This is a genomic window from Polaromonas aquatica, from assembly GCF_042659145.1.
GTDB classification, from domain to species: Bacteria; Pseudomonadota; Gammaproteobacteria; order Burkholderiales; family Burkholderiaceae_C; genus Polaromonas; species Polaromonas aquatica.
Map to the genome: position 1 here is coordinate 618687 of NZ_JBHSRS010000084.1, position 21417 is coordinate 640103.

At 59.4% G+C, this 21417-nt stretch carries 25 protein-coding genes and 1 pseudogene; 8 read left to right on the forward strand and 18 right to left on the reverse strand.

What is annotated here, in order from left to right:
* The 9 genes and pseudogenes from ACFQND_RS24185 to ACFQND_RS24230 form a co-directional block, all read right to left on the reverse strand.
* Nucleotides 1-513: a S26 family signal peptidase gene (locus tag ACFQND_RS24185; RefSeq protein ID WP_377414880.1), complete on the reverse strand. Its 513-nt coding sequence runs from the start codon at nucleotides 511-513 to the stop codon at nucleotides 1-3.
* Nucleotides 510-1028 carry a DUF2840 domain-containing protein gene (locus tag ACFQND_RS24190; protein ID WP_449301360.1) on the reverse strand — a complete coding sequence of 173 codons (519 nt, stop codon included), beginning with the start codon at nucleotides 1026-1028 and terminating at the stop codon, nucleotides 510-512. The genes ACFQND_RS24185 and ACFQND_RS24190 overlap by 4 nt, the downstream gene beginning before the upstream one ends.
* Nucleotides 1028-1291: a chromosome partitioning protein ParB gene (locus ACFQND_RS24195; protein WP_377414886.1), complete on the reverse strand. Its 264-nt coding sequence runs from the start codon at nucleotides 1289-1291 to the stop codon at nucleotides 1028-1030. Before ACFQND_RS24195 ends, ACFQND_RS24190 begins: the two co-directional genes overlap by 1 nt.
* Complete coding sequence (gene parA, locus ACFQND_RS24200; protein ID WP_377414889.1) at nucleotides 1288-1989, reverse strand: ParA family partition ATPase; 702 nt, start codon at nucleotides 1987-1989, stop codon at nucleotides 1288-1290. Before parA ends, ACFQND_RS24195 begins: the two co-directional genes overlap by 4 nt.
* 241 nt (nucleotides 1990-2230) lie before the next feature.
* Nucleotides 2231-3034 (reverse strand): annotated as a pseudogene (locus ACFQND_RS24205) (replication initiator protein A); the annotation flags it as partial.
* Between the two features lie 44 nt (nucleotides 3035-3078).
* On the reverse strand, nucleotides 3079-3366 hold the full coding sequence (locus tag ACFQND_RS24210) for a helix-turn-helix transcriptional regulator (protein ID WP_377414892.1): 288 nt from the start codon (nucleotides 3364-3366) through the stop codon (nucleotides 3079-3081).
* A gap of 92 nt (nucleotides 3367-3458) precedes the next feature.
* Complete coding sequence (locus ACFQND_RS24215; RefSeq protein ID WP_449301361.1) at nucleotides 3459-4136, reverse strand: DNA -binding domain-containing protein; 678 nt, start codon at nucleotides 4134-4136, stop codon at nucleotides 3459-3461.
* Entirely contained in the window at nucleotides 4024-4317 is a 294-nt protein-coding gene (locus ACFQND_RS24225; protein WP_377414898.1) for a transcriptional regulator domain-containing protein, read from the reverse strand. The genes ACFQND_RS24215 and ACFQND_RS24225 overlap by 113 nt, the downstream gene beginning before the upstream one ends.
* Before the next feature lie 68 nt (nucleotides 4318-4385).
* Nucleotides 4386-4727: a DUF2958 domain-containing protein gene (locus ACFQND_RS24230; protein ID WP_377414901.1), complete on the reverse strand. Its 342-nt coding sequence runs from the start codon at nucleotides 4725-4727 to the stop codon at nucleotides 4386-4388.
* Nucleotides 4728-4868: 141 nt separating this feature from the next.
* On the opposite strand from ACFQND_RS24230, the gene ACFQND_RS24235 reads away from it, so the two are divergent.
* On the forward strand, nucleotides 4869-5177 hold the full coding sequence (locus tag ACFQND_RS24235) for a helix-turn-helix domain-containing protein (RefSeq protein ID WP_377414904.1): 309 nt from the start codon (nucleotides 4869-4871) through the stop codon (nucleotides 5175-5177).
* A 12-nt stretch (nucleotides 5178-5189) separates the two neighbouring features.
* Here the strand turns inward: ACFQND_RS24235 and ACFQND_RS24240 are convergent, their stop codons facing one another.
* From ACFQND_RS24240 to ACFQND_RS24260, 5 genes are all read right to left on the reverse strand, one after another.
* On the reverse strand, nucleotides 5190-5537 hold the full coding sequence (locus tag ACFQND_RS24240) for a DUF2958 domain-containing protein (protein ID WP_377414907.1): 348 nt from the start codon (nucleotides 5535-5537) through the stop codon (nucleotides 5190-5192).
* Nucleotides 5538-6126: 589 nt separating this feature from the next.
* Complete coding sequence (locus ACFQND_RS24245) at nucleotides 6127-6432, reverse strand: DUF736 domain-containing protein (protein ID WP_377414910.1); 306 nt, start codon at nucleotides 6430-6432, stop codon at nucleotides 6127-6129.
* 549 nt (nucleotides 6433-6981) lie between these two features.
* Complete coding sequence (locus ACFQND_RS24250) at nucleotides 6982-7509, reverse strand: thioesterase family protein (protein WP_377414913.1); 528 nt, start codon at nucleotides 7507-7509, stop codon at nucleotides 6982-6984.
* 293 nt (nucleotides 7510-7802) lie between these two features.
* Nucleotides 7803-9812 (reverse strand): ParB/RepB/Spo0J family partition protein, encoded by a 2010-nt coding sequence (locus tag ACFQND_RS24255; protein ID WP_377414916.1) that lies wholly within the window; start codon nucleotides 9810-9812, stop codon nucleotides 7803-7805.
* Between the two features lie 727 nt (nucleotides 9813-10539).
* Nucleotides 10540-10935, reverse strand: a complete 396-nt coding sequence (locus ACFQND_RS24260) for an ATPase (RefSeq protein WP_377414919.1) — start codon at nucleotides 10933-10935, stop codon at nucleotides 10540-10542.
* A gap of 549 nt (nucleotides 10936-11484) precedes the next feature.
* Between ACFQND_RS24260 and ACFQND_RS24265 the strand changes: the two genes are divergently transcribed.
* Genes ACFQND_RS24265 through ACFQND_RS24275 form a run of 3 tightly spaced genes read left to right on the forward strand, consistent with a single transcriptional unit; the run spans nucleotide 11485 to nucleotide 15151 of the window.
* Nucleotides 11485-12708: an ABC-three component system protein gene (locus ACFQND_RS24265; protein ID WP_377414922.1), complete on the forward strand. Its 1224-nt coding sequence runs from the start codon at nucleotides 11485-11487 to the stop codon at nucleotides 12706-12708.
* 29 nt (nucleotides 12709-12737) lie between these two features.
* Nucleotides 12738-13193: a three component ABC system middle component gene (locus tag ACFQND_RS24270; protein ID WP_377414925.1), complete on the forward strand. Its 456-nt coding sequence runs from the start codon at nucleotides 12738-12740 to the stop codon at nucleotides 13191-13193.
* Entirely contained in the window at nucleotides 13190-15151 is a 1962-nt protein-coding gene (locus tag ACFQND_RS24275; protein ID WP_377414928.1) for a DUF3732 domain-containing protein, read from the forward strand. The genes ACFQND_RS24270 and ACFQND_RS24275 overlap by 4 nt, the downstream gene beginning before the upstream one ends.
* Here ACFQND_RS24275 and ACFQND_RS24280 read toward each other — a convergent pair whose 3' ends face one another.
* Entirely contained in the window at nucleotides 15152-15409 is a 258-nt protein-coding gene (locus tag ACFQND_RS24280) for a DUF1016 N-terminal domain-containing protein (protein WP_449301358.1), read from the reverse strand.
* Between the two features lie 375 nt (nucleotides 15410-15784).
* Between ACFQND_RS24280 and ACFQND_RS24285 the strand changes: the two genes are divergently transcribed.
* Complete coding sequence (locus tag ACFQND_RS24285) at nucleotides 15785-16075, forward strand: DUF3892 domain-containing protein (protein ID WP_377414931.1); 291 nt, start codon at nucleotides 15785-15787, stop codon at nucleotides 16073-16075.
* Nucleotides 16076-16283: 208 nt separating this feature from the next.
* Here ACFQND_RS24285 and ACFQND_RS24290 read toward each other — a convergent pair whose 3' ends face one another.
* Nucleotides 16284-17045, reverse strand: a complete 762-nt coding sequence (locus tag ACFQND_RS24290) for an abortive infection family protein (protein ID WP_377414934.1) — start codon at nucleotides 17043-17045, stop codon at nucleotides 16284-16286.
* Nucleotides 17046-17433: 388 nt separating this feature from the next.
* On the opposite strand from ACFQND_RS24290, the gene ACFQND_RS24295 reads away from it, so the two are divergent.
* Together ACFQND_RS24295 and ACFQND_RS24300 are read left to right on the forward strand one after the other, a co-directional pair.
* A complete protein-coding gene (locus tag ACFQND_RS24295; protein WP_377414937.1) occupies nucleotides 17434-17604 on the forward strand; it encodes a hypothetical protein in 171 nt (56 codons plus the stop codon).
* Nucleotides 17601-17909, forward strand: a complete 309-nt coding sequence (locus ACFQND_RS24300; protein WP_377414940.1) for a helix-turn-helix domain-containing protein — start codon at nucleotides 17601-17603, stop codon at nucleotides 17907-17909. The genes ACFQND_RS24295 and ACFQND_RS24300 overlap by 4 nt, the downstream gene beginning before the upstream one ends.
* Here the strand turns inward: ACFQND_RS24300 and ACFQND_RS24305 are convergent.
* Nucleotides 17836-19062 carry a tyrosine-type recombinase/integrase gene (locus ACFQND_RS24305; RefSeq protein WP_377414943.1) on the reverse strand — a complete coding sequence of 409 codons (1227 nt, stop codon included), beginning with the start codon at nucleotides 19060-19062 and terminating at the stop codon, nucleotides 17836-17838. The genes ACFQND_RS24300 and ACFQND_RS24305 overlap by 74 nt on opposite strands.
* Nucleotides 19063-19430: 368 nt before the next feature.
* The gene (locus ACFQND_RS24310; protein WP_371440029.1) at nucleotides 19431-20315 is read right to left on the reverse strand and encodes a LysR substrate-binding domain-containing protein; all 885 of its coding nucleotides are present in this window, start codon (nucleotides 20313-20315) and stop codon (nucleotides 19431-19433) included.
* A 118-nt stretch (nucleotides 20316-20433) separates the two neighbouring features.
* Here ACFQND_RS24310 and ACFQND_RS24315 point away from each other — a divergent pair, with 118 nt between their 5' ends.
* Nucleotides 20434-21417, forward strand: coding sequence for a Bug family tripartite tricarboxylate transporter substrate binding protein (locus ACFQND_RS24315; RefSeq protein ID WP_371440030.1), 984 nt, complete (start codon nucleotides 20434-20436; stop codon nucleotides 21415-21417).

A 21417-nucleotide genomic window follows, 5' to 3' on the forward strand; every position in this document is an offset into this window, starting at 1 on the left:
TCATGGCGCACTCCAGGTCCACAGTGGCTGCGCACTGCCAATCACGTCCGACGCACGGATGGGGCCGAAGTAACGGCTATCGAACGACGCCGGATTGGTATTGCTTAAGAGAAACAGTTCACCGCGCACCAGGTGTCTGCACTGCGACCAGTCAGACAGCGGACGACCATGCCCATCGGCACGCATCACGGCGACCACAACCACATCGTCAATGCGTACCGACATGCCATCGATGCACACCCGTTGCGGTGCCATGGCACCAACGCGCTTGAGCAAGGGAACACCCGCTGGCAGGTAGCCGCGCTGCGCCGCCAACGCAGTGGCAGGTGCCGGAAGTCGGGCCAGCACGATGTTCCCAACCTGCAGCGCGTCGGCAGGCCCAATGCGGTACCAGCCACGCGGCACGCTGTCGCTGGGGTTGTAGACGATCTGCGCCCGGTGCGGCACGGCCAACGGCATAAGCAGCGCCGCCAGGCCGATGTCCATGCAGAGAATCACGACGGCCCGCCTCATTGCAGCGCTCCACGCGCAATGTGCGCAGCATGCCGTTCGAGTGTGTACTCGGGCAACGGCTGGTGTGCAGCAAGCGGGTTGCCGACCCCACTCCAGTACGTCACGGCCACGGCACATGGATCGATGCCCAGGCGTTCCATGGCGTCAACCACGGCAAGCACTGCATTGACTTGCTGTTCGCCGTCGGCACGCAGCAGGACGCGCGCGCCTGGAACCACGCCCGCAATACGCCGTGCGCCGTCAAACTGCGTGGGTGCCTGCAACACCATCAACTGCCAGAGCGTGGTGCCGTAGTCATTGGCAATCCACTTCACACGACAGCAGACCGCGCCAGGCTCAAACACCGCGACGCGCCGCCAGCGGTTCAGAACGGTCTCGCGGACAGGCCAACCAAAGCGCAGCCACACGTTCACCCGCCGTTCCACGAAGGCAAGGGAAACCTGCATGGGTACGGTTCTGCGCGTTTGCAACTCGGGCCGCGTCACCTGCCCCACTACTTGCATGCTCGGCTGCATCATGGCGTCGCCTCAGGAAACTCACGCTCCAGCATCTCGCGCAACATCTCAACGGCCGTAATGCCACGCTGAAACGCCACAACCTTGATGCGTCCACGCATTGCGGGTGTGACATCGATGGTGAGCCGTGCCGTGTAGACCGATGCTTTTGCGGCTGCCATCACCGCATCGACCTGCTGCACCCAGGCCGATGCTGGATCGGCACCGGGCCTGCGGCCAATCGGTGCCCGTCGCTGCGAATTGGATACTTGTGGCTTGCTCATAACAGCATCTCCCGTACCGCCTGCGCCAGCGCCGCGATCTCGCGCGCGGCTGCGCAGCTCGGAGCCACTTCAAACGCCAGCCGGCCCGCAGCCACGCTGTCGGCAAACACGATGCGCTGTGAGACTTCCGCCTGCAACGCCGGAAACGGTTGATCGGCGAGCGCCGCACGCGACTCACGCCCGATCACCGTACCCACCACACGCCGGTTGATCACGAAGGCTGCGCGAAGCTGCGGCCTGAACACCCGCGCTTCGGCAATGAGCTGCACCATCTCTTGGCTGGCCCAGACGTCGTAGGCGCTGGGCTGCACCGGGATCAGCACCAGGTCCGCGGCCAGCAACGCGGAGCGTGCGAGTGCTGCGACCCTGGGTGGACCATCAATCACGACGAAATCCGCCTGCAAGGCGATTAGGGGAGCTTCCTGGTGCAAGGAGTCTCGCGCCAGGCCAAACACGCCGTACAAGCGATCCTGCCCGCTTTGTGCCCGCCGTTGCGCCCAGTCCAGCGCAGACCCCTGCGGATCGGCATCCAGAAGCGTCACGCGCTGTCCTTGCATGGCGAACTCGCCTGCAAGGTGTGTGGCCAGCGTGGTCTTGCCGGCCCCGCCTTTTTGGTTGAGCAGTGCGATCACCTTGCCGGGTGGCTTGACTCCCTCTGACAAACGGTATTCGATGCCTTCGGATTCAGCGCTGCTCATTTTTTGAGCAGCGACATTTCCTCTTTTATCCATAGTTATGTCTTTAGTTAGAAGAGTTAAGGAGGTCCGAAACCGTTGCTGGGCATGGGCTGGCGGTCGATGCGCACGTGTGATTACCCGTGTCGTTTGCGGGCGATTCCCCGAATGGCGTGCGGGTGATTCCCGAGTCCGGACACAGCTTGTCCACCGACTTGTCACCCGTGCCTGTGGATAAGTCGGGCTGGGACAGATGCGACCAGCAGCGGAACCGGAGCCAGTCCGTGCTGCCCACGTGCTCAATGGAGAGCCAGTAGCCCGGCAGTGACTGGCGGTGCACCAGGCGCCGCAACTGAACGGCGAAGTCCGCATACCGCTGCAAGCTGCCCGACTTGAGATGCAGGTGGCGCAGGTCGAAACGCCAGCCGTCCACTTGTCGGCCCCCATGCTTGCGCACCAGGCGGTACAGCCAGCGCTCGAAGCCACCCGTGAGTTTGAAATAGGCCGGGTCCAGGGTCAGGACCAAGGCATCCTCCATCACACCGGCATAGAACCAGTCCGCCAGGATCAGCTCAATACCGTAGGCCCGGCCATGGGCGCCGGGCAGTTCCTTCCACTCGTTAATCCAGGAGAAGCGGTGCATGCGCCGCCCCGCAGACTGGCGGATGGAGGTGGCCACCGTGGTGGACTGCAGCCGGTCCAAAGCCGCCTTGAGCATCAGGTAGTCCTTGAAGCCGGTGCCACGCTGCACGAAGGTCAGGATTTCGTGCGGCGTCGCGGCCATCAGGCGCGAGGTACGCAGGCCCTGATCCCGCGCCTGCACGATGTGACTGGCCGCCCAAATCAACACGTCGGCGTCCCAGATGGTCGCGATGCCATGCTCTGGTACACCTTCGACCGTCAAGCTCACCCCACCGGCCTCAAAGCGTATCGGAACCACCCTGCGAGACTTGGCCAACGAGAAGAACGGGTAGGCCATCAGGTCCTGCGCATCACGCGGGGCCATGTCACCGCCCGGCAGTGCGCGGAACAGCATGAGCTGGTCGCGTTCACTCAAGGGCTTGACCATGGCCACGATCCTGTTCGTGCATCTGACACTGAATCAAAGCCAACTCAACGCACCGAGGCCCGCTGCGGGCTGCCCGGATCAGAGGTCATGCCGTAAGCACGGCCGTCGGCCCAGGTACGCAGATCGCCCACCGCGTACAGCACACGCGCACCGAACTTCCGATAACGCGGGCCACCGCCGAGAACGCGCTGCTTCTCCAGCGTGCGCGGCGAGAGGCGCAGAAAGGCTGCGGCCTCGTCATTGGTCAGGAACTCGGGGTTGCCGGGTACTGCAGCAGACGGCTGCGCAGCCCCAGGTAAGGGACGCAAAGGCAGGGAATTCGCAGTTGCCATGAAGGACTCCATCGACGGTCATCGCCTGGCAGCGAAATGCCGCCAGATGGAGGGAGTCTCGGGAAACAGGGGACAACTGCGAAGGGAGATATTCAGCGCGCGGGTTCGTCTCCGGGGGCACTGCAGGGGACATCAATGTGCTGCTGGCGCACGCCAGCCAAGGCCAGATAGCCACCACGCATGAAGCCCTCGGCACGGGTCAGAAGGTGGCGAACCTGCGCGCGAAGTTCGCCATCCGCCGTCCAGCGCATGCGCACGGCATCAGCGCCGAACAGAGCCACGGCAATATCGCGATGTTGAGCGCCCGCCTGCGATGCATCAAGCGCCTGCAGGGCGTGCAGGTGCAGCAAGGAAGCGCGAGTAATTCTTCTGGCGTCAACAGAAGGCCATTTCCCTTGGATGGCGTTGGCCTGCATCTGGTACCCGCTCAATCGCGTGCGCAGGTGAGTATCAAGCGGCACGGCCAAGCCGTAGGCCGAACCGTCCGCCAGCGCAGTAGACAGCAACGCCCGTAGGCGATGCTGTCCATGCTCTGCGGTAAAGCTCAGTTGTTCGCCCGTATGTACCACGCGCTTGCGCCCGGGAATCTTCCAGAGGCTGAAGACGGGCGGGTCGCTTACATCGTGCTCGCGGACGGCGCGTACTTGCAGCAGCGCGTCAGCCGCTACCGACCAGCGCGGGTGTGCCCTGCGCGCATCGAACCCCGGGTTTTCGGCTACTTTGCAACCCCCAGCGGAGCACTGAGGCGTGGCGTTGCCGACCGAGCCAATCGGCCTGATAGCCAGAATGGCGCCGTAGGTATTCCCATGCGAGCGAGGGGCCGTCGAGGTCCAGCGTGTAGAGGTACGCAGCCACAGCGCGCCAGGGCGCAGAACTATCGGCTGGATGATGATGACTCGTCATGGCAATAACTCCCTTTTTGTGTTTTGGGGAGGATGCCACAAATTCCATTGGAAATTGTTACGCGATCCGTTACACATTGCGCGCATCAAATTCGATGGATGCGCTTACCGCAATAGTCAGTCGTTGACCGATCCGTCCCGCATCGCCTCGGCTGCGTAGGCCGACAGCGACTGACGCGGTTTGAAGTGGGAATCAGCCACGACGCGCAGGCCGCGTGGACCGCGTACGCCGTCCAATGCGGAAAGGCTCACCGTGCCCAGCTCTGGAAACCCGGTCCCCGCATCGCACAGTCCATAGGCCTGATCACCGCCCGCATCCAGACTCACCAGCAGCCATACGGCACCAGCGTCCAGAGTATGGAGCTTGACGATGGGATAGGGATCGATGATTTCGCCACGCGCACGCGCGGCGCCATTGGCCAGCATTTGCGTGCGCTGTGTCTCAGTAAGGTAGGTCATGGCGCATCCAAAGAATCGTTTTTGAAATTTATTGTTTTAAAACCGCCCTGCGCCCTCCCACTTTAATGGAGGTTTGGATTCAGAGCAAATGAGTTAAATATAACGTGGTTTAAATTGTTCTAAACAACGACGCTCCTGCCCATGCAGAAGCGTGTGATCCAGCGAGGAAGACCGACAGGGGCGACGACCTTTGAAGCCGCGCCTGCGCAAGCGTTCGGGGCAGCGGTTCGGGCCGTGAGAACCGAAGACGGTATCGCCCAGGAAACGCTGGCGCATTTGGCAGGAATCGAACGCTCGCACATGGGCAAGATCGAGCGTGGCGAGCATATGCCCACACTAGCCCTGGTATTCAAGATCGCCCGGGCGCTGGGCCGCAGCGCCGGTGAACTGATGTTGGAAACGGAAGCCAGGCTTCCGATGGAATGGCATCAACCGCCGAACGACGGTTGATGCCGGTGGCGCCTACGCCACGATGCGGCCCGACATCCGGGCTTCGCGCGCATAAGCGCTGATAGTTTTGTCTGCCTTGAAGTGCAGATCCCGCTCTGCCGGCAGTCCAAGACGGCCGCGCAGGGTAGCGAGTTCAGCCAGGCTCACATAGCCTAGCTCGGGAAAGCCGAGCCCCAGGTCGCACAGTCCGAATGCATGGTCGGCATCGTCTGGATCAATCTCGGTCAGTAGCCAGGTTGCACCCGCATCAGGTGTGAACAGCTTGACCACCGGTGATGGATCGAAACCCTCGTCAGCGAGGGATTGTCGGCCGTTGGCCAGCAACTGAGCGCGTTGCGCGTCGGTAATGAGATTTGACATGGTCTTCTCCTTGGAAGGAATCAGGGCGGAATTGCCCGAGACCGGGAGAAGCACGGTGCAGCGCAGCTGTCAGGGTTCGCAGACGGCCGCAGGACGCCAGTGCGCAACGCGCGCGCAGACCTTGACAGCGAGAACGCCGTGGTACGTTGAAGGGAACAGCAAGCCAGCCCCTCCGCTCCAGTGTGATACGTATCGAACCAAGCAAGCGAAGCGCGCAGGCGTCAGGGATGGGAGCCCGAAGGGGCGAGACGCCATCGGTGGCTCGATGCACAGCACGACAGCCCGACCCGGCATCGCCGGGGGACGCCAGTAAATCCGTCAAACCGGTAATGCGTCTTTACTTAAAACCTCAGAAACACAAAACCACTTTCACGCATCTGCGTAAACCCACAAAACCGTATATCCGTAATAGCGACTTTGCGTCCATGCACGAATCCGGATTGACTTGACTGCGTAAAGCCACACATCCGCAAACCCGTCAATCAGCAAAGGAGGTTGCACGTAAAAAAGGCCCGCAACATCCGGCGGACCACTAATTTGTCGGGATTCGTAAAACGCCCCGCCGCAAGGCGGGGCGTCGGGGCGACGCTCAGTCGCCCTTGCTGCGCGACCAGATCAGGTTGTGCGTGCCGTCCTCGGCTTCAACCAGTCGGGCATAGATGGTCGCCGGGAACGACGGATCATCCAGGGTCGCCGACAGGTAAGGCCGGTCCGCCTTGCTGATTTTCTTCCACGCCGCACCGATCTCGTAGTTGCCAGCGACGATGCGGTAGTCTGGGGCGTTCTCGCCTTGCTTGTCGTTGGGAATGATTTTGACTTTGACGTTCAGCGTCAGGGTGCGAACCGTACCGGAGAAGCTGTTGCCTTGTGCGGTGAAATTGCCGATGTTGGCCATGATGAAGTCCTTTAGAAGTTAACCAGGTCGCAACCATTGCGGCCTTGGCGTGATCCGACAGGCGCGGGTCCGGGCGCGCTGCACCGCAAGGCGGCCGCAACGCAGTGGAGGACCGGTAAGCCCAAAGAATTTGTTTCGCGAGGAAGGCACACCGTGCCGGGGAAATTGTTTGGGCCGGACGGTTGCAGCGAATAAGCCCGAGGCGAAGCCGTGCCCGCGCCAGGATTCACGACAAATACAAGGCCGCTGTGGGTGCGATCCTGACCCTCAAGGACGCATGGCCCAGACAACTTCACCGCAAAGACGTATCCCGGCACGTACCCAGACGCAGTTCAGGTTAGTTTCCCAGCAACAAGGATGAATACCCCACCGCATCAGTGCTGGCTGGATCGGTCTCGGCGTGGTCAGTTCGGGCACGGTGGATGGCCTGTCGGTGACCGGACATCGTCCATGGCGATCTGCCCGACGATTGAGGACGGTGCGACATTGCATAACTTGGCGCAGCAAAGGCAGTCCCGCTCTGATGCCTCGCCCAGCGGTGGGGCGTGTTCAGGACGTTTCAGCCTCCTGGCTGCTGGAAGTCACAACGCGCGCGGCACACCTGCCGCGCGCACCGCCAGGCGAGTCCCCAGCAGGGCTGACCCCAAGTGCACCAAGCTTCACAGCGATTCGAGATTCCATCGGCGCCCGCTGTGCCGCGACCAACGTGACCGAGCTCTCACAAACGACTTCGTGGTCATCGGAAACTTGAACGCAAAACGTTGCACTTCGTTCGCCCAGCCGTTCCACCCACCCGCGCAGCTTCAGCGACGATCCCGGCGGGATCGGCCCCTTGTGCTCCAACTGGATCGTCCGGCCCACCACCACTTCGGTGGCGGCGTCTACATGCTGCTGCATCTCGCGGATGCAGATGGACTCAATGACTGCGACCAGGTACCCGGTCGCCAGACATTCAATCAGTCGCTCCGCGTAATCGCTTCCGTGCGGAAGCCTGGAAAACAATGCCCGTGCCGTCTGCTCGGGCGGCACGCAATAGGTTTCTTCAAAGGATATTTCACTAACGCCTTGGTGATTCATGGGTATTTTTTTGAAAGGTTGTCGAAGTGAATCCGTTCCGAACATCCGCACAAAACGGGATGACCGGAACAGCTTTCGATCCTCGTGCGGGTGAGCCGCACGACCAACCCACTCTGGCGTTCTCCAGCGTAGCTGGGCTTGATACCGCTGTTCACCGCGATTGCCCACTGGGGCAACGCTGAAGGGGTGTTGGGTGTGGTGGCTGCAGGAAGTCAAAACGCGCGCGGCAGGTGTGCCGCGCGCGCCGCGCTGTTGGGGTTCAAGCCCCAATCCAAAGGACCAGGGCTTCGTGCTTACGCCAGCGCGGGCTCTTGCTCGTGATCTGCATCCGCAGCGGTGGCCTCTGCTTCAACCGCCGACACGGCCTGCACCTCGGTGTCAGGTTCTTCCGCGCCCCTGAACATCGCCGGCAACCATCCCGTCCCAGCCACCAGTCGCTCGGCCTCGTTGGCAAGTTCTACCTTCTTGAGCTTGGCCAGCCGGCTGACCTGCTCCGGCGCGAACACCTGCACCGCTTCCAGCGTCTTGGCCTTGGAGACGTGTTCAAAGTAGCCCACAACGGTGGGCGTCCACCAGTCGTGCATATCCAGGCCCACCGCCTGCGCCAGCAAAACGGCAGGTGTGTCACCCTCCCGCCCAGTCACAGCACCGACCGTCGCAGCCACACACACCGCCAGCAGCGACAACAGCTCAGACTGGGGGAAGGCCAGCAGTTCGGTAAACAGCGCATCCGGGTCTTGGGGCAGGCGGTCCGCCCAAGCCTGCCGGACTTCCCGGATGCCGATGGCGGCACGCGATTGCGCCACGTCCGGTGCATGGGCGTCCAGCCCATCCTGTGGTGACGCGCTGATGTTGACCGGCGATCCCTCCGAACGGTAGGCATCAAGCACCACCCGCAGCGCCAGCCGGTGCACCACGGCCACCAGTGCAATATGGGGATGGCGTGCCACCTCAGCCTGCAAGGCTGCCGTGCGGTGCGCACTCAGGCGCTTCGCCAGCTTCTCCGAAATACCGGACTTGACAGGCTGTTCCGCGCCCTCTTCCGCGCCGCCGTCCATTTCTCCCGCCTCCTGCCGCTCCTGCGCCCGCATTGCCTTGGCCTGTTCCTCCCGCAGCAGCCCGCGATGCACCACCACGCCGCCCATGTGATCGACCGATACCACGGCCCCGCCCAGCGCCAGCGTATCCGGCGCATAGACGGTCAAGCCCTGCTCGATGGCCTCCAGGTCGTTGCCGAGCCGGTCGATTTCCTCATGCAGTGCCTGCACCTCTTCATCCGGCAGATCGGAATCTTCATCGTCCAGCCGGTCCTGCAGTTCGTGCTGCCTGGCTTCCAGCTTGGCAATGCGCTTGGCCTCAGACTTATTCGGGTCGCGGCGCGTGCGCCGGGCACGCTGGAATGCGTGCAATTCCGCATGGGTGGCGCGCGGTGCCACTTCCACCCAGTTCCAGCCCTCCAAGCGAATGGAATCCGCCACGGCGGCAAGCTTGTCCCGCGCGAGGGTATCCAGCAAGGCCGAATCCGTCAGGTAAACGCCTTGCTGTGCGTCCGAGAACAGATCACGCCGCACACCGCCGCCCGCCACCTCGTAGGCCTCGATACCCACCAGACGCGCCAGCGCATCGCGGCTGGCATCGATCTCCTCATGGGTCAAATGCTCCCGCAAGGCCTGAGGGCTGCGTTGCCATTGCGGGGCGTCATAGAACGCCGCTTCCTGTGCAGCGTGGTCATCGGTGATCGCCAGCGCCATCAACTGGTCCAGTGTGACGGCATCAGAGCGGTAATCCTCCAGAAGACGCGGCGAGACATTGGCCAGTTTCAAACGCCGCTGCACCACCAAGGGCGTGACCCCGAAATCCGCCGCAATGTCTTCGACCGGTCGCCCCTCGGCCACCAGTGACGCGAAAGCTTCGAACTGGTCAGCCGGGTGCATGGCTTCGCGCTGCACGTTTTCTGTCAGGCTGGCCGTGCGGGCCGATGCATCGGCCACCAGCAGGCAAGGCACTTGATAGTCCTTGGCGATGCGTCGGCGCTTTGCCAGCAGCTTGAGCGCCGCCAGACGACGCCCACCCGCCACGACTTCGTAGTGCTGGCCGTCGACGGAAACCACGACGGTGAGGTTTTGCAGCAGGCCCACGCGCAGGATGCTGGCGGCCAATTCGGGAATGGAGGCGCGTCGGCTCTTGCGCACGTTGCGCATGGAGGGACGCGAACGCAATTGCGTCAACGGCACAAGGCGCATGTCCTGTGCAGGCATGGCAGCCTGCAAGGCCTGCGTTTCTTCAAGGGTAGCGGTATTCATGGTGATAGCTCCTGTCCCTGGAGGGACGTTAATAACAAAGAGAAATAAGAAACAAGACTTCGATGTCGATTCACGTTGTTGGTGTCTGCATGCACTGCCCTCCTGTGGTTTCCAAAACCAACCGGATTCCAAGATTCGGAGCCCGGTGTGGCTTCGGTGGGTTCGGCGCAATGACCTGGGCGGGTCGCCATAACCGTCATGCGTCGCCGTCTTTCCTGAGTTCATCGCCCGCGAAGAACCGGGCCAGCGGGGACTGGCTGTCAAGGAACAAGCGCAGGGGTGGTGCGGCCCGCAGCCGCAGGCGAGGACACGGCCCTGCGCGCCTTGACGACCAGGCACCGCGGGCTACGGTCGCGGGATCAGTGATGAAGGAGGGATAAGACGGATGAGCGACCTACGGCCAAAGATCAACAGGGATGCGACGGACCCACGCCGCGCGGCGAGCGCCCCTGCGTGTGCCTGCCAACAGGGACACGCCTGGTTGGAGGTGGGCCAAGCGCATCGCGCGAAATGAGCATGAAGAACTGGCCGATCAGGCAACGCCTGTTCGGCTGCATTGCAGGGGCGCCAAACGGAGTGCGGCGGGGATGGGCTGACCAGCCGATCCCCTAGAGGGCAAGCGCAGCGGGCAGTTCCGCAGGGCCACAGGAATCGACATCAGATGCAGCAAAAAAACACCGTCCCCGTAGTCAGCGGGAACGGCGCACTGGATGCTTACATCAAGCGATCAATCTGACGCCGGTGCCACCATCGTCTGAAGCTGCTCAATCACGCCGGGCTCGACGAAGACGCAGGCCTGATCGGCTGTGATCGGTACGTTGAACATGGCGGCGAACACGTCGCGTTTCAGGTGAGCCAGTCGGCCTGTTCGATAGGCTTGTCCCGGTTTCAAACGATCAGCGCCTGAAGCCTTGCCACTGCGCTGTGGGTCGCATTCGACCAGTGCGACAAAGCCGTCATCGGACAGCTTCTGGTGTTCGGCGCACAGGCCCCAGCCTGTCGTCGTGTGGCGCTCCAGACTTGCTCGCAGGCGCTTGTCGAGCAGAATGCTGCCGGTGTCATAGGCGATGCCGCAGACCAGGCAGGCGTGTTGTTCCAGCGAAACGTGTGATTTGTCGTTCATGATTGCTCTCCGGTTACTCGGGCGGAATTACCCGGAACCGACGCCAGCACGGCGCAGCGCAAGCAGTCAGGGGTCACAGACGGCCACGGGCCGCAAGCGCCAGAGGCGCGTAGCCCTTGACGGCGAGCACGCCGTGGTACGGTAAAGGGACACAGCAAGACCACCCAACCCACCTTCAACGAAGGCACGCATTGGCAAGCGCAGCGCGCAGGCCAAGAACGAAGTAGAGGCCGGAGGCGTCAGGGATCAAAGCCGCATGGCCGCGACTCGGTACGAGGCGTGGGGCAACGCCCGCGAGCCCGACGGCGGTACGCCGGGATGCACAGACTGTTGTCATATGCAACAACCTTGTCCAAGGGCCCCTCCCGACTACCTAATAACCCCCATCAAAGGAATCGTTTTGTTACCATTAATAAAAAGTGAGCAGAAATGACTTTGGCATCAGGGGGATGCGACCGACGCAAGCCAATCAAAATTGGTGCAAGCTTGAATCCCTTCATGTCACGTCTGACTGCTCGTTCGAAGAACAATCGACATAGGGGCTAGAGCATGGGAGAGGCTTCCACCGACCAGTATTCCGCCGGAGAGCAGGGGCTGGGATACATCTATCAGCCTCGCTTCGCACTGCTTAGGCTCTTGCAGTTGCCGGAGAGCACATCGGTTTTAATTGAAAAAGACGATGATCTTGACTTCATCGATAAGGATGGCGTCAAAACACTTGCCTCGCTCAAGCACAAGGGAGTCGGTGATCGTCTGACGGATCTGTCGACGGACTTCTGGAAGTCGGTCCGAATCTGGCTGGCCCGCTATAACCGTGATGGGCGCAGCGAGGCGAGTCTCCGCTTCTTCCTGTTTTCGACGGGCACTGTTTCAAATACCTCGTTCTTGCGACGCTTCCTGCCTGAACCGCCGGCAGAAGATGAAGATGCCGTGTCGTTGTCTCAGCTTGCCGCCGATGCTCTTGCCAAGTCAGAATCGAAGCTCATTGGTGAAATCGCCGTCGAGTTCCATAAACTCAACGATGATGAAAAGGATGATTTTCTTTCGCGCATCGTGATATTTGATGGCGGACCGCGCATTGAGGATGTGCCTTCAATCATCAAAGACCAGCACATGCGCAGCATCCGGCGCGAAAACCGAGACGCCATCTTCGAGCGTCTCGAAGGTTGGTGGAATGACACCATCGTCAACCTATTAGTCGGCAAGCGCGCAGACGCCATCGTCGGCTACGAGATTTCGGACAAGCTTTCCGCATTTTCGGAGGAGTACAAGTCCGACAACCTCCCAATCACATTCAGAGGGAAGGTTCCCGCTGGAGAAATCGATGCAGACAACGACCCGCGACTTTTCGTTGTGCAACTGCGAGAAATTGGCATTGCCTCGAACCGCATTCGCAACGCCATCCTGGATTACTACCGAGCGTTCGAGCAACGGTCCTCCTGGGCTCGCCAAAACCTTCTGGTTTCGGGAGAAATGGAGGAGTATGAAGACCGCCTTGTTGATGAGTGGAGCCGCTACCGAGATGTGGTCTTCGAGGAACTTGATACGGAAAGTGCCGATTCAGTTCTTTTGGAAGCAGGCAAAGCGCTGTATCAATGGGCTGACCTAGAAAGTGGCAACAGCAGCACTCTTCGCATTCGGGAGCGTGTGACCGAACCCTATGTTGTGCGTGGCGGATTTCATATTCTTGCGAACAACCGACCGCTTCCCAGGATTTATTGGCACCCTCGTTTCCTTAGCCGTGTCGGCCAATTGTTGGGGGCGGCGGAATGAAAAGATGGGATCAACGGCCATTCGAAGTTATGAATCTTTTCAATCCCGCATTCTGCGGCCTGGTGCTATTCAGGGCATTGCAAGGCTATGAGGAGGAGAACCCGGACGGCATGCCGTTCTCTCTTGCGCTGCTGGTGTTACCGCTGTGTTTGCAGAAAGACTCTCGCGAAGTGATCGCGGGCAGTTCTCGCAGCTATCTTCTGAAAATCGTCGAAAAAAACCCTCAATTGCTGGTTGGCTTCGCCGACCGCGCCAGCGACCTGTTGCCATTTGCGCTCGAAGCTTTCGGCGTGCTGATGGAACGAGGATGTTTTGTCGTGTCGCACGATGGCCGGTTGAAGACCGTGCCGAATCGCGTTCGGAAATCTGTGACAGGGACCGATGAATCCATCGCCTGCCAGCGCGTCGCACGCATTGTTGGAAAAGAATTTGCCCGCATCGCAGACCGCGTGACGGTGTACACGACCTTTGGAATTCGCCCATGAAAATCAAATCGATTCATATCTACAGTCACGACGGGCAACGCCGGGATCTTCAGTTCAAGGTGGATGGCCTGAACGTCATCACCGGTCGTTCCTCCACTGGGAAATCAGCGCTCTCCGAGATCATTGAGTACTGTATGGGGCGTTCAACCTTCAATGTCCCGGAAGGCATCATTCGGGACAAGGTGGCGTGGTTCGCTGTGATCTATCAGTTCGCCCAGGAACAGGTACTAATCGCAAAACCCACACCAACCGCTGGCGGCACAAGCTGCAGTACCGCCATGCAGCGAAGGGGGAGTCAACTGGCAGCCCCTGACTTTAAGGAATTGGCGGCCAACACCGACGACGATGCGGTGGTTGCGCTGCTGTCGCGGCTGCTCGGCATCCCGGAGAACCGTACCGATGTTGCGATAGAGCACAGCCGGGAAAGCTATGACGCGAACGTCAAGCACTCGTACTACTACTTATTCCAGAAGCAAGGCATCGTTGCCAACAAGGATCAACTTTTCTATCGTCAGAATGAAGCGTTTCAGCCACAGGCGATCCGCGACACATTGCCGATCCTTCTTGGCATTTCTTCCAATGACCGGTACGAGCTGGAAGCCAAACTGCGCGCGGCGCAGCGAGAGCTGAAACTCAACGCCAAGCTCCTCGAACAGGCTCGGGACGCCATCGATACATCCCAGCAGAAGGGAATTGGCCTTTTCTCGGAAGCCAAGACGGTTGGCATCATTGCGCTGGAGAATCAACAGGCTGGGCCGGATGGCGTGATCGACGCCTTGCGTACTACCCTGCAATGGAAGCCGGCCACGGTTCCCGACGACGACGGTCAAAGAATATCTCGGCTCGAAGAAGAGATTAGCCAACTACGCAAGGATCGGCGAGAGGTCCAATCCAGGGTTGATGCTGCCCGCCAGTTCTCCAGGCGGGCTGGTGGTTTTGAAAGTGAAGCGCTGGAGCAAAAAGATCGACTCGCGTCCATCAAGGCGCTTCCCAAGAACCCTGAGACCGGTGAATGGCAGTGGCCATTTTGCGAAGCAAATCTGGCTCTGGAGTCCCCCATTGCACAAGTGCTCCTCAAAGAACTGGCAACACTCGACGAAGAAATGAGCATTGTCGCGGGTCAACGCCCCAAATTGGAGGCGTACCTTGCCGAGCAGGATGACAAGGTGCGCGAGGTCGTGGACGCGATAAAGAACAAGGAGGCGGAGTTGTCTGCTGCGATCGCGGCCAACGAAGTTATCGCACAAATGGGGACGCGCAACAATGCGGCGGCACGGGTTGTTGGCCGCATCAGTTTGTTCCTGGAAAATCTCATTCCCAATGCGGAGTTGGCGTCACGCGAAGCAGAGCATCGGCGCCTGAAGTTCAAGGTTGATGAACTGGAGAAGAAAGTCGGTGCTGACGACAGCCACGAACGACTAACTTCGATTCTGAACAACATCTCGGCACAGGTGTCACGGTACATCCAGACCTTCGAGGCGGAGTTCAGCGCCTTCCCCGCACGGCTTGATCTCAACCATCTCACCATCGTTTTTGATCGCCCGGATCGTCCGGTTCCCATGAGCCGTACGGGCGGTGGCGAAAATCATCTGGCCTACCACCTCTCGGCGTTATTGGCACTGCATCTTTTCGCCTCAAGGAATAACTGCCCGATTCCTCAATTCTTGCTTATCGACCAGCCAACCCAAGTCTATTTCCCTTCGGAAAAGGTCTACCAAGAAGCGGATGGAACTGTCCAGAAAACGGAGGCGGACGCCGACTTAGCAGCGGTCCGCCGACTGTTCGAGTTACTGCTGAATTTCACGAAGAAGGATGTCCCTGGTTTCCAACTCATCGTGACAGAACATGCCAATCTTCGGGACCAGTGGTTCCAAGATTCCTTGGTTGAGCAGCCCTGGACCAAACCGCCAGCGCTGGTGCCGGAAGATTGGCCCTTGATGTCGAAGCATACTTCTTGATCAGAAGTGCTGGATGAAGAGCCATGACGATTCGACGTACTCGCGCACCGTCCACGCGCTCCAACGTTCAGCACTGGCGATCTGTGCGCAGTAGTCCCGCTGGAGCGGGTCTTCCAGCGGAATAAGCACGATGAAGTGAGTCCCACTCAATTGTCGTATCAGTGATACGACAATCAGCTCATCTTGGAAGATGACGGCGAATTGCACCATGCGGCGCAGGTTCTTGAATGAGAAACTGCCACCGTACTCCTTCGTCAACTGCACCGCCAGCCTGAGCAGAACTTTCGCCCATGTTCCACCCGCCTCCTCGCCCCTCCAAGACTTGCGTGTGGATGCGCTGGTCGATGCGCCAGTAGAGCAACATCAGTTTGCTATTCATCTCTGCGCGGCCAGCGAAGGGCGCAGGCCCGGATCTGAAAGCCGGGCTGGAGGCGTCAGCCGAGCGGAGCGAGGGAACGATGGGAACCCGAATGGGGCGAGACGCTCCAGGCGGCTCGCCGCAAAGCACAACAGCGTCCCAGGCCGTGATTCACGGCCGGGGACGCTCTTTTTCAGGATTTGGAGCTATTGAAATCCACTCAAACACCCTCACTTCTCCAACGGCACTCGCCATTCACATAATAAGGTAGGGAAATGACAGATTTTTGCATCACGGCTGTCAGGTACAACCAAGAACGCAGCCATATCGAATTCGTTCGTGTAAAAGAAGAAAAGCCCGGAGAAATCGGGCCGAACCGAACTGTGCCGCGTGCGTTCGTCGCCGATCTCATTCGCCTCGGCAAAGTGACATTCCAGACAAGGACGAAAACCCCTGAGGGGAAATGGAAGACAGGTGCGCAAGTGCACCTCATTGACGACATCTACCTGACAACCAACAAAAACAGCACCGAACGGGATAACCTCGAAAACTTGCCCGAGTTCTAATGAAATAGACCAATCTTCTTCGCCTGAAAGCACTCTGGTGATGTACGTAGATCTAGGTGCCCTATAACGTCTCATTTACTTTGTTAGGCATCAATCCGTCCAGCCAGTCGCGCTTCGCGTGTATCGCGGTACTCAAAGGCTTCTCGGCGCTGAATGACAAGTCACGTTCAATCGGCAGGCCTAGCTTGAATGGGCTGGCAGGCTACTCTTACGAACGAATCTTCTGGCTCAAATAGTGAAAGATCGTTCGGACGGCATTGACAACCAATTCGCCCTCAGCCCGCTCAACAATATTCTCGTTGGGGTGGGCGACACTTCCATGGTTACGGAGGGTGTTAAGTGCATCGAGTACAGATGCAAATGATCCCAATATTCTCCCGATCTCACTGTCATGCTCACCCAACGATTGCAACGCAGGGTGTTGAGCACGAAGCGCCTTGTACGCCTGGGTGAGAGTTGCACTTTCTGGGACCGCGATCGCACCGTCCTGGCAAGCCGACTTCAGATACCCATGCATGGCTGTATGAAGGCGATCGATCGCACTTGGAGCCCCAGATGTGAGAAGCAAGTGGTCGGCATCTGCTAGAGCGCGGCGCACGACCTCTGATGCAGAGACGGTTGGCAGCACAGCAGGAACATGCCCCGCCTGGTAGCCCAGTTCAATCAGCTTGGCTGGTTGTTCCCGTTCAAGATTCGGGCGAACCTTGAGGTGGTCAATGACGGCAACCAAGGCTCGAATGTCGTTGCTCGCAAAATGCTCAAGCACCTGGAAGACACAGCTACCGTAGTCGTCATCCCCGAATCCCAGGCTTCGGAGCAGCCGTGCGTGCCCACGGATGTAGTCATGGAACCCTGTTAGGTAGCCAAGCTCATGCCAATCCGTCGAATTGAATTCGGCCAAGATGGCGCGCTGCATCGCAAGCATGAGAGGGCCACGCCATGCGGAATCCTCCAACAGTTCATGGTTCATTCCTATCCCTTCAAATTAGCATTTTGACTGAGCATAGCTGCGATGGCAGCCTAGACTTTCTCCGCACGCACCTAAGAGTCATCCTGTCGCCTTGTTGGCGGCCATCGACACTGGGTACCACCGGTTGTATCCATGCACGGGGCCATATCAAGTGGCCACAACTACGGTAAGACAAATGAAGATCCAGCAACGAAAAGCACCGCAACAAGAGAGCGATGGAGTGGCTAGCTGACCGACTGATGTGTCCAATACGGTTGTCCGCGCAGCCTTTACACGCCCCACTACGCCCAACCGCGCCCACGCAGGTTTTGCGCAAGGGGCATGGCTAGGACAATGTCCCCGTGTCGTACACGACCACTCAGCACGATGGTCCTACATGGAGGCCACCATGAGCAATCCCAGCCAGTGGGTACTGGTCAAGCGATTCGCCGGTGTCATTTGGTACAGCGAAGAATCCGCATGCCACGAGAACATGACCGAACTATGGAAAGGCAACCGCTTCATGGCTTTCGACGCGCGCGATAGCCACAAACACTATCGGCAAGGCGGCGCAGCATGACTGACGAAACGATCAACGCCGAACAGTGCGCCGAACTCCTGCACTGCACCGAACAACGGATAGAGGAACTGACCCGTAGCGGCGAGCTACCGGGGATGAAATTCGGCCGCGGCTGGATTTATGTGAAGGCCGACCTGCTGGCCTACATCGCGGATCGCGCCCGGAAGGAGGCTGAGGAGCGGCGCCAGGACCTCAATGCCAGAAAGACGGTCCCGAACCTGAATACACCGATCAGGCCACGGCGGCAGATACCCCCGCCGCTTCCGATACCGACCAAAGCCTTTGTGCAAGGTCTACTCCCCTGAAACTGGCGTACCGCTGGGCCATCACCGAACCAGGTTTCCATCCCATAATTTTGTTCAACTCTTCCAAGCGAAACATATCGCGTCCGTCTACGTCTTTCAGCTCCAGCCATCGGCACGTCGCCTCGTGTCTCAGGTCGTGCTCATGCAGACCTTCAATGTCCATGTACTCGAAAGCGATCCTAAAACGGAACGACAGCCGCTGGCTGGCACGCGTCAAGCCCTTCTTCCCCTCCTCTACCCCCTCTTCCGCCAGGAACGGAAATATCGGCGTGCCGCGTTCAAAAGGGGGCCGGCTCGCAAAGTAGGAAGACAGCGCCCTATACACCTCGGGGCGCATGGGCACATCCCGGAAAGAAATCTTTCCCCGCCACTGTTTTGTTTCCTTGACTCGAATCACCTTGTTCTCCATGTCAACCTGGCCACTGGTAAGCGTGTAGGCCTCCCTCAGCCGCAGACCGGTATTCAGGATCAACAGATACAAGGTCAACAATGCATCACCGCCCTTGAGTTCCAGGCCGCGCTCGCGATCCGGTCGCTCATAACCCGACAACACCGCAACAATCTTCTCGTGTTCCCCTGGCAGCAGGCGCCTATCGCGTGCCTCATTCACCTTCACCTCGCCGCCCTTGGCCACCACCATCTTGGCATCGACCTCGGAATAGGTCGAGTAGCCCTTGGGGAGCAGCTTCACTGGGTTGCTGATCTTCACGTTCAGGTTATGGCGCAAATACTCGTCGATGGCGCGGCTTAGAGCCTGGATGCGGTGTTTGATAGACGTGGGTGACAGATTCTTTTCCACCTTCAGGAAGCGGAGATAGCCGGTCAGCCACTTGTAGTTAGCCTCTGAAAATCGTATCGACCCCACCTCGTGCGTCAGCGTCTTGAGGGTGAGGATTTGCGTAGGCGCTGCGAAACCGCTGTCCGACCACTCGCCAAGAATGCGCAACAAGCGCACACCCTCGCCCGGGGATGTCGGGGTGGTCAGCTCTGCCGGCGGGGGGATATCCGCATGCTTCATCAGCTTCCACTGCTGTCCGTAGCCAATGGCTTCAGCCTCCGTGTCAAAGGTAAAATATTTGCGTCCGTTCGGGAGTAATGGGTGCCTCAGCCCTATTTCCCATTTCCCAGATGGCTTGAGTCGGGGTTTTGCCATGAAACGATCTCCAAGACTTGAACAAGATGGATCATCGTACAGTCTGATTGAGTTTCAGCCGCCATTTTTTGGCGTCTTTCATCATTTATCAGGCATGTTGAGGCATTTTTCCGATATTACAATGCACGTAACTTGTTGATTCATAATGATTTATGAAAATATGGAAATTAGATCAATCGGCTACAAGATCGAGTTGATCCAGCGCGCCGAATCCGGTGCAGGTGGCGGACTGCGCTGACGCAACCCTTAAACCTGTTTGCTGCCTTTTTGATGACTGCCTGCATGCTTGCCCAGGAAACCGGCCCGGTGCAGACATTGGGCATCTGCATTGGAAGACCTTGCAACAGGCCGGCAACGAAACGAATGGATCACACCTGCTCAAGCAACCATGCGCGAAATGTCTGCAGGGCACGTTGTTCTCTATGGGCGTGAGGATAGACAAGGTAGTAGCCCTTGGCTGAGCGCCACTTCAGCGGCGACAGCCTCTTCAGCCGCTGCGTGGCCACCGCTTCGCTCGACATATAGGGCGGCAACAATACCGCGCCCAGATCGCTCGCCGCAGCGTTCATGGCCATCCACATCAAATCGTAGAGCGGCCCTTCACGGCCCGGGTCGGCGCTGATGCCGGCGTGGCGGAACCACTCCGTCCAGGCTTCAGGCCCGGTAGAGTGATGGATCAATGCCATCTTGGGCGTCTGCGCGCCCAGTTTGGCGCCGAATTTCCGAATCCAGCCTGGCGAGGCGTAGGGCTGAAGTTCCAGCGGCATCACAAAATCAGACGCCATCCCCGGCCGCTTGCCGTCGCCAAACTCCAGTGAGGCATCGATGCCCGGCGAACTGAAATCCGCCGGCCCCACGCGCGTGGCGATGTTCAGGACAATCTCCGGGTGCTCGCGGGTAAACGCCGACAGGCGTGGAATCAGCCAATAGCTTCCCAGCGATGCACCCACCGACAAATTGAGCGCTCCGCCGCTGTCCTGGTGCGCCATCGCATTGACAGTGGCGCGTTCGAGCTGCTGGAGCAGCGGCGCAATGACATCCAGGTAACGGCGCCCGGCATCTGTCAGCGCCAGCGTGAGCGCATTTTGTTTGCGCAGGAAGAGCCTGGTACCCAGGCGCTCCTCCAGCCCGATCACCTGCCGGCTTACCGCACCCTGGGTGAGGTGCAGTTCCTTGCCGGCACGCGTGAAAGAGCCAAGACGGGCACTGACTTCAAAACACAGCAGGGACGTCGTGGAAGGTATGCGGCTCATAAATCATCATGAGAAAACCGCATGATATCCAATAAAAAGAATCGTTTGAAGGCAGCATCTGCCTGATGCATTATTCGCCCAGGCCGCCTTGTGTGAGGCGATCAGGAAAGACATCATCATGAGTAAAACAGATATATCCCGCCGCCGAATCCTGCACACGGCAGGGGCAGCCCTGCTGGCCACGCCTATGCTGGCCCGCGCAGCCTGGCCCGACAAACCCATCCGCCTGATTGTTCCCTCCCAGGCAGGCGGCTCTCCCGATATTCTTTGCCGGATTCTCACCAGCGAACTTGGCAGGTTGCTCGGGCAACCCTTTGTCATCGACAACAAACCTGGAGCCGGCGGCAACATCGGCATGCAGGAACTCGTACGTTCGCCAGCTGACGGGTACACCCTGGGTTACGGCAATGTGAACACACTCGCCATCAATAAATCACTCTACAAGAAACTGCCCTACGACCCCGATAAGCAACTGGTACCCATTGCAATCATGGGCTACACGCAAAGTGCGCTGGTGGTGCGCAATGATCTCCCGGTCAACACAGTCAAGGACCTGATCGCTTTGGCCAAAGCCAGGCCAGGCAAGCTTACAGCGGGCTCGGCCGGCACCGGCACGACAGGTCACCTGGGCACCGAGCTTTTCAAGAGCATGACCAACACCTTCATGGTCCACGTGCCCTACCGCGGAAGCCCCCAGGCCATCCAGGACCTGATAGGCGGCCAGATCGATGTCATGTTCGACAACATCGGCTCGATTGCGCCGCACATCCAGAGCGGCCGTGTCCGCATACTGGGTGTATCGGGCCGATCGCGCAGCCGGCTCTTTCCCAACGTACCAACGATTGCCGAGGCCGGCGTGCCCGGCTATGAAACAACCAGCTGGGGCGGCATCGTTGCCCCGATCGGCACACCGCGGGACATCGTTTTCCGGCTCAACGCAGAGATCAACAAGGCTCTTGGCACGCCCTCACTCAACGAGAAATTCAACGCCCTCGCCTTTGAAACCGCCATGGGCCCGCCCGAACGCCTGTTCGATCGCGCCCTGCGCGAAACCCGCATGTGGAGCGACATTGTGCAGCGCTCAGGCGCCCAGGTGGACTAG